Here is a 15,964-nt window from a genome sequence, read left to right on the forward strand (position 1 = left end):
GATACGAAAGAAGAAATGAAAAAAGAAAGCAGGGGACTGCAAACGACCGCAACTACATCAGTTGCGGTTATTTGTTGTCTTTTTAATTTTGAAAAATCCATTTGTTTAAAGAGGAATCCATTTTTTCGGAAAGTATATATTTAAGTAAGGAATGCTGCTTGGCGGTGATGCAGCTGTGAAACAAAACAATCTCCTTGTAGGAGGGAAGATATGAAAGTCGTTGACCCATTAAAGCAAGAAATTTGGGAACGGTTTGTTCGAGAAGGTGCACTCGATCCTGTGAGAATGAACAAAAGGATTGCGGAGTCATGGTGCTTATGTCGTCAATCCGGAGTAAATCCCTATGATGGAAAAGGCAAGGTCATTTTAAATCAAGATTCACTCATGAAACGCAAAAAAAGGAATCAAAAATTGTTGCATATGGCTATTCCCTTTTTAGAAAATTTACAAAAGGTTTTTGAGAAAACAAAATCTATTTTTTTGCTTGTAGACCGTGACGGTTATGTTTTGTATGCAAAAGGGAATCAACAGACATTAAAGATGGCTGAATCTATAAAATTTGTGGAAGGGGTCAAATGGACAGAAGATGAAGTCGGAACGAATGCCATCGGCACTGCTGTACGAATCAGAGAACCCATTACGGTTGTCGGCTTGGAACATTATTCTGTCGCTTCCCAGCAATGGGTCTGTTCCGCAGCTCCTATCTACAATGAGCAAGGAGAATTTGTAGGCATCATTGATGTTTCTTACCCCATTGATGATCATTGCCATGAACATATCCTTGCGACTGTTATTTCTGTAGCTTATGCCATTGAACAACGATTTCACATCCAGTCGAAAGAAGATGAATTGGAGTTATTAAAACAGGCTCCAAGCTTTGAAAACCCCGATTTGCCTATCGTCTTATGTAATGAAAAAGAAAAAATTGTTTGGACAAACCACTGTTTACGTCTTTCTCTCTCCAATTGGCAGGATATGTACTTAGAGGATCTTTACCATCAAGATTGGCTCATCCAAACGAAATTCCCAATTTACTCGACCATTCATCATGGTGTAATCGGTTACCGAATCAGCATCAAAAAAAAGAAAGAAAAGAAGAGGCAACATAGCTCAATGATCTTTCAATTTGATGGTGTAAAAGGAACAAGCAAGATATTTGAAAATGTTATCAAATGTTGTGAAAGAGCGGCGAAAACAGACGTAACTGTTCATATTACCGGAGAGACCGGCACAGGGAAGGAAATCGTTGCCCGTTCGATTCATTTGAACAGTCCGAGGAAAAACGGTCCTTTTATCGCCATTAACTGCGGCGCCATTCCAAAAGACTTGATCGGAAGTGAGTTGTTTGGCTATGCAGAGGGAGCGTTTACCGGTGCAAAACGCACGGGGCATAAAGGAAAGTTTGAACAGGCAAATGGAGGCACTCTTTTCCTTGACGAAATCGGTGAAATTCCCTATGAGATGCAGGTTGCCTTGCTGAGAGTTCTGCAGGAAAAACAAATCGTTCCGATTGGCGGAACAAAGCCGATTCCGCTTGATATCCGAATTATTACCGCCACACACCGAAATCTACATGAACTTGTTAGGACGGGAAAGTTTCGCGAAGATTTGTTTTACAGAATTTATGTCTATCCGATACATGTCCCCCCATTAAGACAAAGAAAAGAAGATCTTCCATCCTTCATTCAATACTACTGTGAAAAAAATGACTGGCCCATCACATTTACTCATGAGGTAATGGAAATTCTTATGAAGCATGATTGGCCGGGGAATATCCGGGAATTGTTTAATGTATTAGAACGGATCCGTGTGCAATATGAGGAGAACCTTCCGGATGCCTCCATCATACATTCTATGTTGACACATTGGAATAAATGGGAGGGAAGTGAATTTATCAAAGATTCCCGAAAGCTGTCTTTTCGTGAACAAATGGAGAAGAATTGCATAATGGATATGCTGGAACAAACAGCAGGAAACGTAACAGCTGCCGCTGCCAAATTGAATATTCCGCGCAGTACGTTTTATCGGAAACTGAAAAAATACGGATTATCATGAGACACATTGAGACAGAATGAGACGATGTATCAAATTGTCTCATCTCATGGAGGAATTCAAGGGAGGGAGATATAAAAAAACGCTTACAATTGTAAGCGCTTTTTTATTGGTATGATTCTTGCATTACTTAGATATGAAGGGACTTTTCCCTAAATTAATATCAAAACGATAGGAGGAACAAATCATGACAGTGATGAAACCGGAAATGAAAAGTCTCACCCGTGAGAAAGCGAAGTGGATGTACGAGAAAATGTGTGAAATCCGCCAGTTTGAAGACAAAGTCCACGAAATCTTCAGCAAAGGTGTCTTGCCTGGATTTGTTCATTTGTATGCCGGCGAAGAAGCGGTAGCCGTCGGGGTTTGCGCTCATCTCGACGAAAAAGACAGCATTACCAGCACCCATCGCGGACATGGTCATTGCATTGCCAAGGGTTGTGATCTTAATGGAATGATGGCTGAAATTTACGGGAAAGCAACCGGGCTATGCAAAGGAAAAGGGGGCTCCATGCACATTGCCGATGTGGAAAAAGGTATGCTTGGTGCGAATGGGATTGTCGGTGGTGGATTTCCTCTTGCGGTGGGAGCCGCTTTAACAGCCAAATTGAAGAAAACAGGAGCGGTTGCTGTTTGCTTCTTCGGTGATGGCGCCAACAATCACGGTACTTTTCATGAAGGAATCAACTTAGCAGCGATTTGGAAACTTCCTGTCATTTTCGTAGCCGAAAATAACGGTTATGCTGAAGCTACTCCTTTTGCCTATGCATCGAGCTGTAAGAATATCGCTGACAGAGCAATAGCTTACAACATTCCGGGAGAAATCGTGGATGGAAAAGATGTTGTCGCCGTATATGAAGCGGCTGAGCGCGCGATCTTACGGGCACGAAACGGGGAAGGTCCGACCTTAATTGAATGTAAGACATATCGAAACTACGGCCATTTTGAGGGTGACGCTCAAAAATACAAAACAGCTGAAGAAAAAGAAAAACATATAAAAGAATGGGACGCCATAGCCAAGTTCCGCCGCTATGTTTTATCACAGCAATTATTAACTGAACAGGAATTACATGAGATTGAACGTAAAGTAATCGAAACCGTTAAAAATGCAGTTGAATTTGCTGAACAAAGCCCGTTTCCTCAAGCTGAAGATCTCTTAAAAGATGTATATGTTTCCTATCAATAATGAATATGGAGGTAGATGAAGCATGACAAGAAAAATTTCTTTTTCAGAGGCTATTAATGAAGCAATGAAGCTAGCCATGCGCAAGGATGAAAATGTCATTCTCTTAGGTGAGGATGTTGCCGGAGGTGCGGCTGTTGATCATTTACAGGATGACGAGGCGTGGGGAGGTGTCATGGGGGTTACGAAAGGACTTGTTCAAGAATTTGGCAGAGACCGTGTCTTGGATACACCGATTGCCGAAGCGGGATATATCGGGGCTTCTGTTACGGCAGCAGCAACAGGACTACGGCCGATTGCGGAATTGATGTTCAATGATTTTATCGGCAGCTGCCTTGATGAAGTCATGAATCAAGCAGCAAAGCTTCGCTATATGTTTGGTGGAAAGGCAAAGGTACCGCTAACGATACGGACGATGCACGGTGCTGGATTCCGGGCAGCCGCTCAACATTCGCAAAGTCTGTATGCGCTTTTTACACATATACCAGGTTTGAAAGTCGTCATTCCTTCTACACCTCAAGATGCGAAAGGTCTTCTACTTTCCTCCATTTTCGACGATGATCCGGTGATCTTTTTTGAGGACAAAACGCTCTATAACATGAAGGGAGAAGTAGAAGAAGGATTTTACACCATTCCGATTGGCAAAGCCGACATAAAAAGGGAAGGAAGTGACCTCACGATTGTGGCAATAGGAAAACAAGTACACACCGCACTGAAAGCAGCTAACATGCTTGCGGACAAAGGAATCGAAGCAGAAGTGGTCGATCCGAGAAGTTTGTCGCCGCTCGATGAAGAAACCATTTTATCTTCTGTAGCAAAGACAGGACGACTGATCGTTATTGATGAAGCTAATCCAAGGTGCAGTGCGGCAACTGATATTTCCGCGCTTGTGGCTGATAAGGGATTTGATTATTTAGATGCTCCAATAAAAATGATTACTGCTCCCCACAGCCCGGTTCCGTTTTCGCCTGTTTTAGAAGATCTCTATTTGCCAACACCTGAAAAAGTACTCAAGGTAGTAGCGGAAATGATTGGGGATGAAACGATCGTAACTGTTTAACAATCAACCTTTGATCGCGTGTTGCCAAAAAACATAATGAACGAAATAGCAACACGCACTCTTGTTATAGGTGAAAAGGGAGTGATGAAGAATGCCTGTTGAAATTTTTATGCCAAAGCTAGGAATGAGTATGGAAGAAGGAACGATTGTTGAATGGTTAAAAAAGAAGGGGGATCCAGTCAAAAAAGGAGAATCCGTGGTTGTCATTAGTTCCGATAAAATTGAGAAAGATATCGAAGCGCCGGAGGATGGAGTATTATTGGAAATTTTCGCTGAACAGGATGAAACGGTTGCGGTTGGCAAAGTGATTGGCTATATCAGCCAGAAGAATGAAGTTGAACGTGATCAATCAACAACAACGATGAAGCAAGCAAATCTAGAAGCGGCTATTTCCGTCGAGACAATGAAGCCATTGGAAGCTGTAAGACGAAAGCCGCGAGTTTCCCCTGCTGCTAGGAAACTAGCACTCGAAGCAGGGATTGATCTTAATAGTATTTCAGGGTCGGGTCCACAAGGAAGAATTACAAGAGCAGATATTGAAAAAGCGATTCAAGCGAAACGTTCAGGCTCCGATCTTCAGCGGAAAAAGCAACTGGAAATCGCCACAATGCAGCAAAAAACAAACAATCACACGGGAGTTACGGTAAAACCTATAACCGGGATAAGGAAAGTGATCGCAACAAGAATGTTCACAAGCCTTCAGCAAACCGCCCAGCTTTCCATTCATATGCGAGCAGATGTCACAGAGTTGCTCGAAATACAGAAAAAAGTCAGGGCTGATTTTCTAGATGAACATGGCGTAAAACTGACGATAACGGATTTTATCGCTCGAGCGACAATCTTGGCATTACTCGCCCACAAGCAGATGAACAGCATATATCAAGACGAACATATTCATACGTATGATTCAGTTCATCTCGGGATCGCCGTAGCGTTAGAAAACGGTCTTATTGTTCCTGTCATTTCCCATGCGGAAAAACTGTCCATTAAGGAAATTTCCGCAAAGATAAAGAATTTGAGCCTGCGGGCAAAAGAAGGAAATCTAGAAAGCGAGGAAATGAAGGGATCCACCTTCACGATTACGAGTCTTGGTGCTTATGGAGTCGAATTTTTTACCCCGGTACTAAATCCGCCGGAGGTAGGAATTCTCGGTGTTGGAACCGTTACGGACACCCCTGTTTTTGTTGGAGATGTAGTGCAGCGTCGCAGCCTTCTGCCGCTTAGTCTAACATTCGACCACCGTGTCATTGATGGTGTGCCCGCCAGTAAGTTTCTTTCTACCATTAAAGATTATCTGGAAAAACCATATAAAATGTTGATTTAATAGTATCAAACAGGATCATTGACGATTGATTCAATCATATAAAAATAGCTAATGTAGAACTAGATAACATAAGAGCGATTTTAGGAAGTTATTTCAAAAGAAAATCGCTAATTTGGACATTTTTGTTCAAAATTAGCGATTTTTTTATTTTAGGATTTTAATGCAATTAATATCATCTTATGTTCTCTTGTTTTGCAGCCTTACTCCACAGGCTGAAAGTAGCCGCACAAAATTTTCCACGTGAATCGGTGCGTTAACGAAAGGTAACCTTTTCGGATCTTTACACCGATTTTTATGGTGAGTTCGTCGTATTTTTCTTCTAGTGTTTGTTCAAATATTGACATAAAATTATTATAATGATTCAGTTGTTTACAATTTTGGAAATAAAAATATGACGGGGTGTAATTAATCACTTATTAGGAGGGAGAAAAATGAAGTTTTTGTATATCCTTTTAGCTTTGTTAGGCGGAATGATGGCGGGGATTCAGGCACCTATAAACGGAAGTCTCGGCAAAAGAATAGGCAGTGTTGAAGGAGCGTTTACTTCATTTTTTGTCGGAACGCTGTTTTTAACACTTTTGGTCTTATTTTTTGGAAAAGGACAAATCACTCATTTATTTCAAGTACCTAAATGGAATTTACTTGGTGGTTTATTAGGGGCACTTTTCGTGACTTTTGTTGTTATTTCTGTACCGAATGTAGGGGTGGCTTTAACCATCTTTGCGGCGATCATTGGCCAAATTGTCATTAGCATTATCATTGACCATTTTGGTTTGTTCGGCGTACAAAAAATTCCGATGAATGCAAACCGCCTGCTTGGTCTAGCGTTAATGTTGGCGGCTCTGTTCTTTATTTACCGGGGCAGCGTGTCATCATAGAACAGAAAAACTTTACATAATGAAAAACAACTTCATCGATTTATTTAACAAAGTGTATAATGAAAAGCTTATTTCGCCTAAGTAAAATATTCTTAAAGTTATAATTTTTCTGTCAAATACAAAAAGAAAAGGGAGGTGCTTATCTTTCTATTATTTCAAAAATATATGAAAACGCTTACTTTTATAGGTTTATAGAGTAAAATAAATCGCCAATTCTCGAAATATAAAAAAGTAGGAGGATGGAACAATGCCAGATCAAGTAAAAATTGGTCTTATTCAAGCTTCGCATGATGTTCATGGGGACGAACCAGTGGAAGTGCACAAAGAAAAGGCAATTGAAAAACATGTAAAGCTGGTCAAGGAGGCCAAAGATCGGGGAGCGCAAATCATTTGTTTGCAAGAAATCTTTTATGGCCCATATTTTTGTGCGGAGCAAAATACAAAATGGTATGATGCCGCGGAGGAAATTCCGAACGGACCAACAACAAAAAGATTTCAAGATTTGGCGAGGGAGCTCGGTGTTGTCATTGTGCTGCCAATCTATGAAAGAGAAGGAATTGCCACTTATTACAATACAGCGGCTGTGATCGATGCAGACGGTACGTACTTGGGCAAATACCGGAAACAGCATATTCCGCATGTTGGTGTCGGTAATGAAGGATGCGGCTTCTGGGAAAAATTTTATTTCAAACCTGGAAACTTAGGATATCCGGTATTTGATACAGCATTCGCCAAAGTAGGAGTCTACATCTGTTATGACCGCCACTTCCCGGAAGGTGCGAGAATCCTAGGATTAAAAGGTGCTGATATTATTTTTAACCCATCGGCAACAGTGGCAGGTCTATCAGAATACTTATGGAAACTCGAACAACCTTCCCATGCGGTCGCAAACGGATATTATGTCGGCGCGATTAACAGGGTCGGATATGAAGCGCCTTGGAACATGGGAGAGTTTTACGGCCAATCTTATTTAGTAGATCCAAGAGGCAATTTTGTTGCGATGGGAAGCCGTGACAAAGACGAAGTTGTTATCGGCGAAATCGATAAAAAGATGATTCGCGAAGTCCGTGATACTTGGCAGTTTTATAGAGACCGCCGCCCTGAAACTTACAATGAAATGACGGCACTCCTACCATAACAAACAAGGGATTAGGGTTCACCTCTATTCCCTTTTTTTAAAAATGAAAAAAGGAGGTTGTTTGCGATGAACATATCGCTACTCGACTTGGAAAAAAACTTTCAAGAAGTGGAGCCGGGTTTGACGGACCGGGAAGCCATTGAAGAAGCCAACCGATGTTTGTACTGTTACGATGCTCCCTGTATTAAAGCTTGTCCTACCGGGATAGACATTCCAACTTTCATAAAAAAAATTGCATCAGGGAATTTAAAAGGCTCGGCTAAGACGATCATGCTGTCGAATCCGGTTGGAGCAAGCTGTGCAAGAGTATGCCCGACAGAGGAATTGTGCGAAGGAGCCTGTGTGCTGAACCATTCAACCAAACCGATTATGATTGGGAATCTGCAACGTTATGCAACAGATTGGGCCATTCGAAATGAAAAAGTGTTGTTCCAAGCTGGAAAGACAAACGGCAAAACGGTAGCTATCGTCGGCAGTGGTCCTGCAGGATTGTCTGCGGCCAGAGAATTGGCGCGCATGGGATACAAGGTCACGATTTTTGAAGCGGAAAAAGAAGCCGGCGGACTTAATACGTACGGTATCGTTTCTTTTCGGTTACCGCAAAACATATCTTTTTGGGAAGTGAATCAAGTCAAAAGTTTAGGTGTAGATATCCGAACGAATACAAGAGTCGGAAAAGATATTCCCGCTAAGGAACTTTTAGACAACTATGACGCAGTTGTTTTGGCCGTTGGAATGGGCAAAGTTCCGATGCTCGGCATTGAAGGAGAAGACTTAGACGGCGTATACGATGCGATTGAATTCATTAAAGAAACCAAAACAAAACAATTGACCGACAAGCTGTTGGGCAAAAAAGTCGTCGTGATTGGTGCCGGGAACACTGCGATTGACGGTGCGACCTGTTCGGTACGGTTAGGGGCGGAAAATGTGAAAATTTTATACCGCCGGACAAAAGAGGAAATGACAGCTTATGATTTTGAATACGAATTTGCTAAACAAGAAGGTATTGAGTTTCGTTGGTTAACCGTTCCGAAACGGATTATCGGTGATGAAAACGGCAAGGTCACCCATATTGAATGCATTCGCATGAAGCTGGGGGAACCGGACCAAGACGGACGCCGCCGTCCAATCCCAATTGAAGGATCGGAATTTGTTATGCAAGTAGATGCCGTTATTAAAGCGATCGGCCAGACACGTCACCTTGATCTCATTGAGGAATTTGGCTTGGAGCATAACGACGGCGTGGTGAAAGTTGATAAGAAAAATTATCAAACATCCAACAAAAAAGTGTTTGCCTGCGGCGATGTCATGTTTGGAAAAGGACAAGGCGAAGCAATGGTTGTCACAGCCGCCCAGCAAGGAAAAGAATCAGCCTATGCTATACATCAATATCTAACACAAGCGGTGAGTGAAACCGCCTGATATAGCAATTTTTTAAAAGAGGAGGGCTAGGAAAATGGCAGATTTAAGCATTAATTTAGCGGGTATAAAGTCTCCGAACCCGTTCTGGCTAGCTTCCGCACCGCCGACAAACTCCGGTTATCAAGTGCAAAGAGCGTTTGAGGCTGGCTGGGGAGGGGCGGTTTGGAAAACGCTCGGCGAACCGATTTTAAACGTGTCATCCCGTTTTGCGGCAGTAAGCTTCAACGGACAGCGTGTTGCCGGCTTTAACAATATTGAATTAATTACCGACCGTCCGCTGGAAGTCAATTTGAAAGAAATCTATGAAACGAAAAAACGGTTTCCGGATCGGGCATTGGTGGCATCGCTCATGGTAGAACCAAAAAGGGAAAAATGGCATGAAATTGTAAAACGGGTAGAGGATGTCGGCGTAGACGGACTGGAACTGAATTTTGGCTGTCCTCACGGGATGGCAGAACGAGGAATGGGCTCTGCTTCAGGGCAAGTGCCTGAATTCGTTGAAAAGCAAACATACTGGGTAAAAGAAGTAGCACAGACTCCGGTAATCGTCAAGCTGACACCGAACATTACGGACATCACCGCGACAGCCGAAGCCGCTGTACAAGGAGGAGCTGATGCCGTCAGTATGATTAATACGATCAATAGTTTGGCGGGTGTTGATTTAGATACGTGGAACACTATTCCGCATGTCGCTGGAAAAGGAACACATGGGGGATATTGCGGTCCGGCTGTCAAACCGATTGCGTTGAACATGGTCGCAGAATGTGCGCGCCATCCGCGGATTAATGTACCGATCTCTGGCATGGGCGGTATATCAAGCTGGCGGGAAGCGGTTGAATTTATGTTGATGGGAGCAACCGGTGTTCAAGTGTGTACAGCTGTGATGCATCACGGCTTCCGGATTATTGAGGATATGATCGAAGGACTTAACCATTACCTCGATGAAAAAGGAATTGCGTCTGTCATGGATCTTGTCGGAAAATCTGTTCATAAATACTCGGATTGGGGCAATCTTGATCTCAATTATAAAGTGGCGGCCCGCATAAACACAGACGTCTGTATTAACTGTAACAAGTGTTATATCTCCTGTGAAGATGCATCTCATCAATGCATTGACCGCCTAACGGATGAAAATGGCAAAGAATATTTAAAAGTACGTGAAGATGATTGTGTAGGCTGTAATTTATGTTCCATCGTATGTCCAGTTGACGGTGCTATCGACATGGTCGAAATTCCGAGTGAACACCCGCCGATGACGTGGAACGAACGGCAAGCCGTCATCGGCGCATTAGCCAGTTGCAATATTGATGTAAAATAACCTTTTAACATAACTAGGTCCAAACAAAAAAGGGGGATGTCAAGTGAAAAAGATCATTAAAAACGGAACGATTGTCACGGCAACTGATACGTATGAAGCCGACTTGCTGATTGAAGACGGGAAAATTGCGATGATTGGCCGACATTTGGACGATAAAGACGCAGAAATGATTGACGCAAAAGGATGTTATGTGTTTCCAGGAGGCATTGACCCGCATACGCATTTAGATATGCCATTTGGTGGCACGGTGACAAAAGATGATTTTGAATCGGGAACCATCGCGGCGGCATTTGGCGGAACGACAACGGTTATTGACTTTTGTTTAACAAATAAAGGTCAGCCATTGAAAAAAGCGATTGAAATTTGGCATAACAAAGCAAAAGGAAAAGCGGTCATCGATTATGGATTCCATTTAATGATCAGTGAAATTAACGACGATGTATTGGGAGAATTGCCGAAAGTCATTGAAGAAGAAGGCATTACATCGTTTAAAGTGTTCATGGCCTATAAAAATGTATTCCAAGCGGACGACGGTACTTTATACCGCACATTGGTGGCCGCGAAAGAACTAGGTGCACTTGTTATGGTTCATGCCGAAAACGGTGACGTCATTGATTATTTAACAAAAAAAGCGCTCGCTGATGGCAATACCGATCCGATTTACCATGCGCTGACTAGACCTCCAGAAGTGGAAGGAGAGGCGACAGGACGTGCATGTCAATTAACTGAACTCGCCGGCTCTCAATTATATGTCGTTCACGTTTCCTGCGCACAAGCCGTGGAAAAAATTGCGGAAGCGCGCAACAAAGGATTGGACGTATGGGGAGAAACGTGTCCGCAATATTTAGTCCTAGACCAATCTTATTTAGAACAGCCTAACTTTGAAGGAGCGAAATACGTCTGGTCTCCTCCGCTCCGTGAAAAATGGCATCAAGATGTGTTGTGGAACGCCTTGAAAAACGGCCAATTGCAAACGTTAGGTTCCGACCAATGCTCCTTTGACTTTAAAGGCCAAAAAGAACTTGGCAGAGGCGATTTCACGAAAATCCCGAACGGCGGACCAATGATTGAGGATCGTGTAAGTATTCTCTTTAGTGAAGGTGTGAAGAAAGGAAGAATTACATTAAATCAATTTGTCGACATCATGTCTACAAGAATTGCGAAACTGTTTGGATTATTTCCGAAAAAAGGAACCATTGCTGTGGGAGCTGATGCAGACTTAGTTATTTTCGATCCAAATGTTGAGCGGGTTATTTCAGCTGAAACCCACCATATGTCAGTCGATTACAATGCGTTTGAAGGAATGAAGGTGACGGGCGAACCAGTGTCCGTACTTTCTAGAGGAGAATTTGTCATTCGTGACAAAACATTTGTCGGAAAGCCGGGTTACGGTCAATATTTAAATCGGGCAAGATACGGAAACTACGCTGTTTCTAAGCGAGATGAGAAATTAACTATTTAATAGGATGGGCGATTCATGAGGTACGTTGCTCAGGCTGTACTCTAAAATAATGATCAATCTTATCACCCGATATGAATCACTCTATGCAATGGCTTGACCTTTAATCTCGTTCTAATCGGCGGTAAGTCTTCCTCCTTTATAGGTTGGAGATCACCGCCGCATTAGTGGGGAGACTCGAATCCTCTCACAGTTGAAACTTTGCATTTATCGCCAAACGATGAGAAGGCAAGCAAACGCACTGTTCTGCAAACCAAGGCTTTTAATAAAAAGCTAGATTTAAGGAGTGATGGCATGAGTAAAAAATCTAATTATTTAAAATCTCCGGACCTTTTGCCAGTCCCACACAGCGATAAAACAATTGGTGCGTTAGGGTTCGCATTAATTTGGATTGGCATGGCGGTAGTGCTTGCAGCGTTTGCCATTGGCGGTGCTGGTGTACAACATTTATCTCTCGGTTGGGTTATATTGGCAACAATTATTGGTTCGGCGGCGATTGGTTTATTTATGACAATTATTGGAGATATCGGCATTGAGCATGGTTTATCGTTCCCTGTCTATATGCGCGCACCATTTGGAACGATTGGTACGCACATTCCTTCTGTCATTCGCGGATTTGCTGCTTCATGTTGGTTCGGCATTAATACGTATTTCGGATCGACAGCAATGAACGGCATATTAAATATTTTGTTTGATTTTGATAACTGGTTTTTGTGCTATATCATTTTTGCGGCTGCCCAATTAATCAATACAGCCCTAGGAATTAAAGCGATTGAACGATTTGCGGATTTGGCCGCGCCGGTCATTATTATCATTTCTGCTTGGATGTACACAACGCTTTCTGAAAAGGCGTTAGAAGAAGGTCGTCATATTTGGTCCTGGGTGGAAAACCCCGTCACCGGCAGGGCGGCTATCACAGCATTTATCGTCGTGATTATGAGCAATATGGGATTCTGGTCTACACTTGCTGCGGATATGCCTTCGATTTCAAGGTTCATTAAAGCGCCAAAGTATGAAAAAAATTGGTTTAAACGGAATAAAGCATCACTTATTGGTAATATATTAGCTTTAACCGTTACACAAACGTTTATGGTTATTATCGGAGCAGTTTCCTATATCGCGCTCAAAAACTATGATCCTGTGGTTGCTCTTCAAGAGGCAGCCAGCGGTTTTATTCTTGGTGTCTTGTTGCTCATGATTGTCCTCGCACAATGGTCAACCAACACGTCAGCAAATGTAATTCCGGCAGCAACAATTTTCTCCAATGTCGGCGGTCCAAAGTTTCCGTTTTGGGCAGGGGTATTTGCCGCAGGATTCATCGGAACTATTGTTCAACCTTGGAGTTTATTTAACATTATCATTCCGGCACTGTTAATCTGTGGCGGTGTATTATCAGCTATTGTCGGGATTTTGTTTGCAGACTACTACCTGCTTCGCAAACGGCGTGTCAATGTATATGACCTTTATAAAGAATATGGACAGTTCCGTTATTTAAATGGTTTTAACCTTGCTGGATTTATCGCTTGGATTGTCGGAGGAACAGCAGCCTATTTCCTTACAAACTATTCATTTGTCGTCGGTTTCCTCGTCGGTGCGGTATGTTATTACTTTTTGGCGAAATATTGGTGGTTCCAAAAATATAAGCAAGCAGAAATTGAAGATCCGAATGAGGAAAAATATTTAGGGATAACTGTAGGGAGAGATTGGAAAATTGAAGATAATGATGTGGTACCATCTTCTGTCGTTGTAGTAAACACGAGCGGGAATGCAAATGTTTCGTTAGATTAAAGGAGGAAGAGGGATGTCTTATCAAGAATTTTTGGAGGAAAGGGATCAAATCGACTATTTGATCCAACAAGGTTATTACATGAAAAATGTCAATGAAAATTTAAGCGGAGCGTTTGTGGAATTTGAATTAAAAGAACCGGATCTTTCCGGCAAAAAGAGTTTTACAGAAACATTGCACATCAAAAACGCCGATGCCCGCAAATATTTTTCTTCTCTATTAATTCAACAAATGAAACAAGCTCAGTAACTTGGTAATGAGTCGCAAGTGTGTCTATAAATTCCTTAATATTCAAATAATTATAGGAGGGGAATTAGTGTGGAATTTTCTTTAAAAGCGAAGGATAGTGCTTTCCCATGTGAAGTGACGATTGATGAGGACAACGGCAGATACATGATTCGAAAAGCCGATACGAGCGGGGAAGTATTTAACACACCGGAAGAACTTGTGCAATGGATTATTGACAATTGGAACAATGACGATTTTCAAGACCAAGAACAGTTCGATTGGATGATGAAAGAAATTCAAGTCTATATTTCTATTAGTCAGTAATGAGAAGAGGGATTGGTAGGCAACCAGTCCCACTTTTTCTGTTTAGCAGGAATACGCTATGTTGTACTGAATATTATTACTATACACATTTTCCCGAAATCTAAAGGGGTGAAAAGAGGTGCATGAAAATTTTCAATTCACCGTTTCAGATATTCTCAAAAGGAGGCATTTTGAGCATGTTCAAGTGGTAGCTGGATATGAAGGGCTAAATCGCACAGTGAAATGGGTGCATATTGTTGAAGTGACAAAAATTAACAAACTATTAAATGGGAAAGAACTCATCTTATCCACAGGAGTAGGATGGAAGGAAAACGAATCATTATTCAGATCTTTTCTGCAGCAATTGATTGAATGCGATGCTTCAGGATTATGTATTGAAATGGGGACCTATACTTCTTCAATTCCGCAAGAAATCATTGATTTGGCCAACGAACACCACTTTCCAATTATTCTCTTTTTAAAGGAAGTTCCATTCGTCGAAATTACCCAAGATATCCACACTTACTTAATTAACCAGCATTATCAAATGATCTCTAATTTAGAATCGTATTCGCAGCAATTAAACAAAAAATTGTTATCGATTGAGCATTATGATGAGATTTTAAAATTTCTACACAACTATTTAGGTTATCAAGTTATTTTTCGGTTGAACGGAAAAGAAGCAGAATTTGTACCAGAACATGTAGAACATTCCAAAAAAGCAATCTCATTGTTAGATCATCCGTCCCAACAGCCGAAAAAGACGGCTTCTCAACCGATACAGCTTCTTGGCAACGAATATGCCGAATTATCCATTGTTTCATTAGAAAAAGAAATCAGTGAATTCGATCTTCTGATTTTAGACCGGACGGCTACTGCTCTGGCCCAGCACTTGTTACGCGATTTATATGTCGAGGAAAAAAAGCGGGCGCAAGAAAATGAGTGGCTAAAGGGTTGGTTGGAAGGAGAACATAGCAACGAAGCCATTTACGATTATTTAACAGACCACGAACCAGAATTAAAGCCAAAAGGTGGGTTTGTAAGTATTTGTAAATTCAAGTCGTTGAGGCAATACTCGAACCTAGATATTACTTATTTTAAATTATTGTTTCGAACCATTTTTGAACAACAAGGCTTCTATACATTTTCCGTTGATTTTCGCAGCAGCGTCATCTTCATTATGTTGAACAAACGCGGCATAAAAACATGGAAAAATCGCATGAAAGCAGGAATTCAACGCTTGATCGAGTCTGATTTTGTGAATAAAAAAAGGGTGCCGTGTTTTTTTCTAGGTGTCGGAAAATTTGTGGAAAAACTCTCCCATATGGACAAAAGCTACCGAACCGCATTTGAAACGATTAAAATTCAACACCAACTCGGGAAAAAAGCAAATAGCCATTTTTATGAAGATTTACATATGTACCGGATTATTTCCCTTATTCATAAATACAGCGATTTGAATGAGGTCGTGATGGAATATTTAGAACCTGTCATCCAATATGATAAAAAGTATAACGGCAAACTGATGGAAACACTAAAAATTTATTTGGCATGCAACGGCTCGAAAAAAGAAACGGCCAAAAGACTATTTGTGGTCAGGCAGACGCTTTATCATCGTATTCAAAAGCTGGAAAAATTGTTGGGCGACGATTTTATGAATCCGGAAAAACGTTTAGCTATTGAATTTATGATTAAAGCATACGAATATTTAACACCGAGCGACGAAAATCAATATGTTCAAAACGACAAATAGAACTCTTCTACAAAAGTAGGGGAGTTTTTATCTTTTTTGTTTGCATCACGTATCACCCAGTTT

The 15,964-nt window shown here is 41.6% G+C and carries 13 protein-coding genes; all 13 read left to right on the forward strand.

What is annotated here, in order from left to right; all coding sequences use genetic code 11:
* Window positions 1-210 precede the first annotated feature (210 nt).
* Entirely contained in the window at window positions 211-2,055 is a 1,845-nt protein-coding gene (locus tag ISX45_RS04790; RefSeq protein ID WP_181556815.1) for a sigma-54-dependent Fis family transcriptional regulator, read from the forward strand.
* 184 nt (window positions 2,056-2,239) lie between these two features.
* Window positions 2,240-3,235, forward strand: coding sequence for a thiamine pyrophosphate-dependent dehydrogenase E1 component subunit alpha (locus ISX45_RS04795; RefSeq protein ID WP_181556816.1), 996 nt, complete (start codon window positions 2,240-2,242; stop codon window positions 3,233-3,235).
* Between the two features lie 22 nt (window positions 3,236-3,257).
* On the forward strand, window positions 3,258-4,292 hold the full coding sequence (locus ISX45_RS04800) for an alpha-ketoacid dehydrogenase subunit beta (RefSeq protein WP_181556817.1): 1,035 nt from the start codon (window positions 3,258-3,260) through the stop codon (window positions 4,290-4,292).
* Between the two features lie 91 nt (window positions 4,293-4,383).
* Window positions 4,384-5,616, forward strand: a complete 1,233-nt coding sequence (locus ISX45_RS04805; RefSeq protein WP_194520101.1) for a dihydrolipoamide acetyltransferase family protein — start codon at window positions 4,384-4,386, stop codon at window positions 5,614-5,616.
* A gap of 431 nt (window positions 5,617-6,047) precedes the next feature.
* Window positions 6,048-6,494: a DMT family transporter gene (locus ISX45_RS04810; RefSeq protein ID WP_181556819.1), complete on the forward strand. Its 447-nt coding sequence runs from the start codon at window positions 6,048-6,050 to the stop codon at window positions 6,492-6,494.
* A gap of 247 nt (window positions 6,495-6,741) precedes the next feature.
* A complete protein-coding gene (locus ISX45_RS04815; protein ID WP_194520102.1) occupies window positions 6,742-7,632 on the forward strand; it encodes a nitrilase-related carbon-nitrogen hydrolase in 891 nt (296 codons plus the stop codon).
* Between the two features lie 66 nt (window positions 7,633-7,698).
* Window positions 7,699-9,054 (forward strand): NAD(P)-dependent oxidoreductase, encoded by a 1,356-nt coding sequence (locus tag ISX45_RS04820; RefSeq protein ID WP_194520103.1) that lies wholly within the window; start codon window positions 7,699-7,701, stop codon window positions 9,052-9,054.
* Between the two features lie 34 nt (window positions 9,055-9,088).
* Window positions 9,089-10,372 (forward strand): NAD-dependent dihydropyrimidine dehydrogenase subunit PreA, encoded by a 1,284-nt coding sequence (gene preA, locus ISX45_RS04825; protein WP_194520104.1) that lies wholly within the window; start codon window positions 9,089-9,091, stop codon window positions 10,370-10,372.
* A 43-nt stretch (window positions 10,373-10,415) separates the two neighbouring features.
* A complete protein-coding gene (hydA, locus tag ISX45_RS04830; RefSeq protein WP_194520105.1) occupies window positions 10,416-11,834 on the forward strand; it encodes a dihydropyrimidinase in 1,419 nt (472 codons plus the stop codon).
* A 291-nt stretch (window positions 11,835-12,125) separates the two neighbouring features.
* The gene (locus ISX45_RS04835; RefSeq protein WP_194520106.1) at window positions 12,126-13,619 is read left to right on the forward strand and encodes an NCS1 family transporter; all 1,494 of its coding nucleotides are present in this window, start codon (window positions 12,126-12,128) and stop codon (window positions 13,617-13,619) included.
* A gap of 13 nt (window positions 13,620-13,632) precedes the next feature.
* Complete coding sequence (locus ISX45_RS04840) at window positions 13,633-13,866, forward strand: hypothetical protein (protein ID WP_181556825.1); 234 nt, start codon at window positions 13,633-13,635, stop codon at window positions 13,864-13,866.
* A 69-nt stretch (window positions 13,867-13,935) separates the two neighbouring features.
* Window positions 13,936-14,169, forward strand: a complete 234-nt coding sequence (locus ISX45_RS04845) for a hypothetical protein (RefSeq protein WP_194520107.1) — start codon at window positions 13,936-13,938, stop codon at window positions 14,167-14,169.
* A 118-nt stretch (window positions 14,170-14,287) separates the two neighbouring features.
* Window positions 14,288-15,901, forward strand: a complete 1,614-nt coding sequence (locus ISX45_RS04850; RefSeq protein ID WP_194520108.1) for a PucR family transcriptional regulator — start codon at window positions 14,288-14,290, stop codon at window positions 15,899-15,901.
* Window positions 15,902-15,964 lie beyond the last annotated feature (63 nt).

The sequence above is a fragment of the Thermaerobacillus caldiproteolyticus genome, assembly GCF_015326725.1.
GTDB lineage: Bacteria > Bacillota > Bacilli > Bacillales > Anoxybacillaceae > Thermaerobacillus > Thermaerobacillus caldiproteolyticus.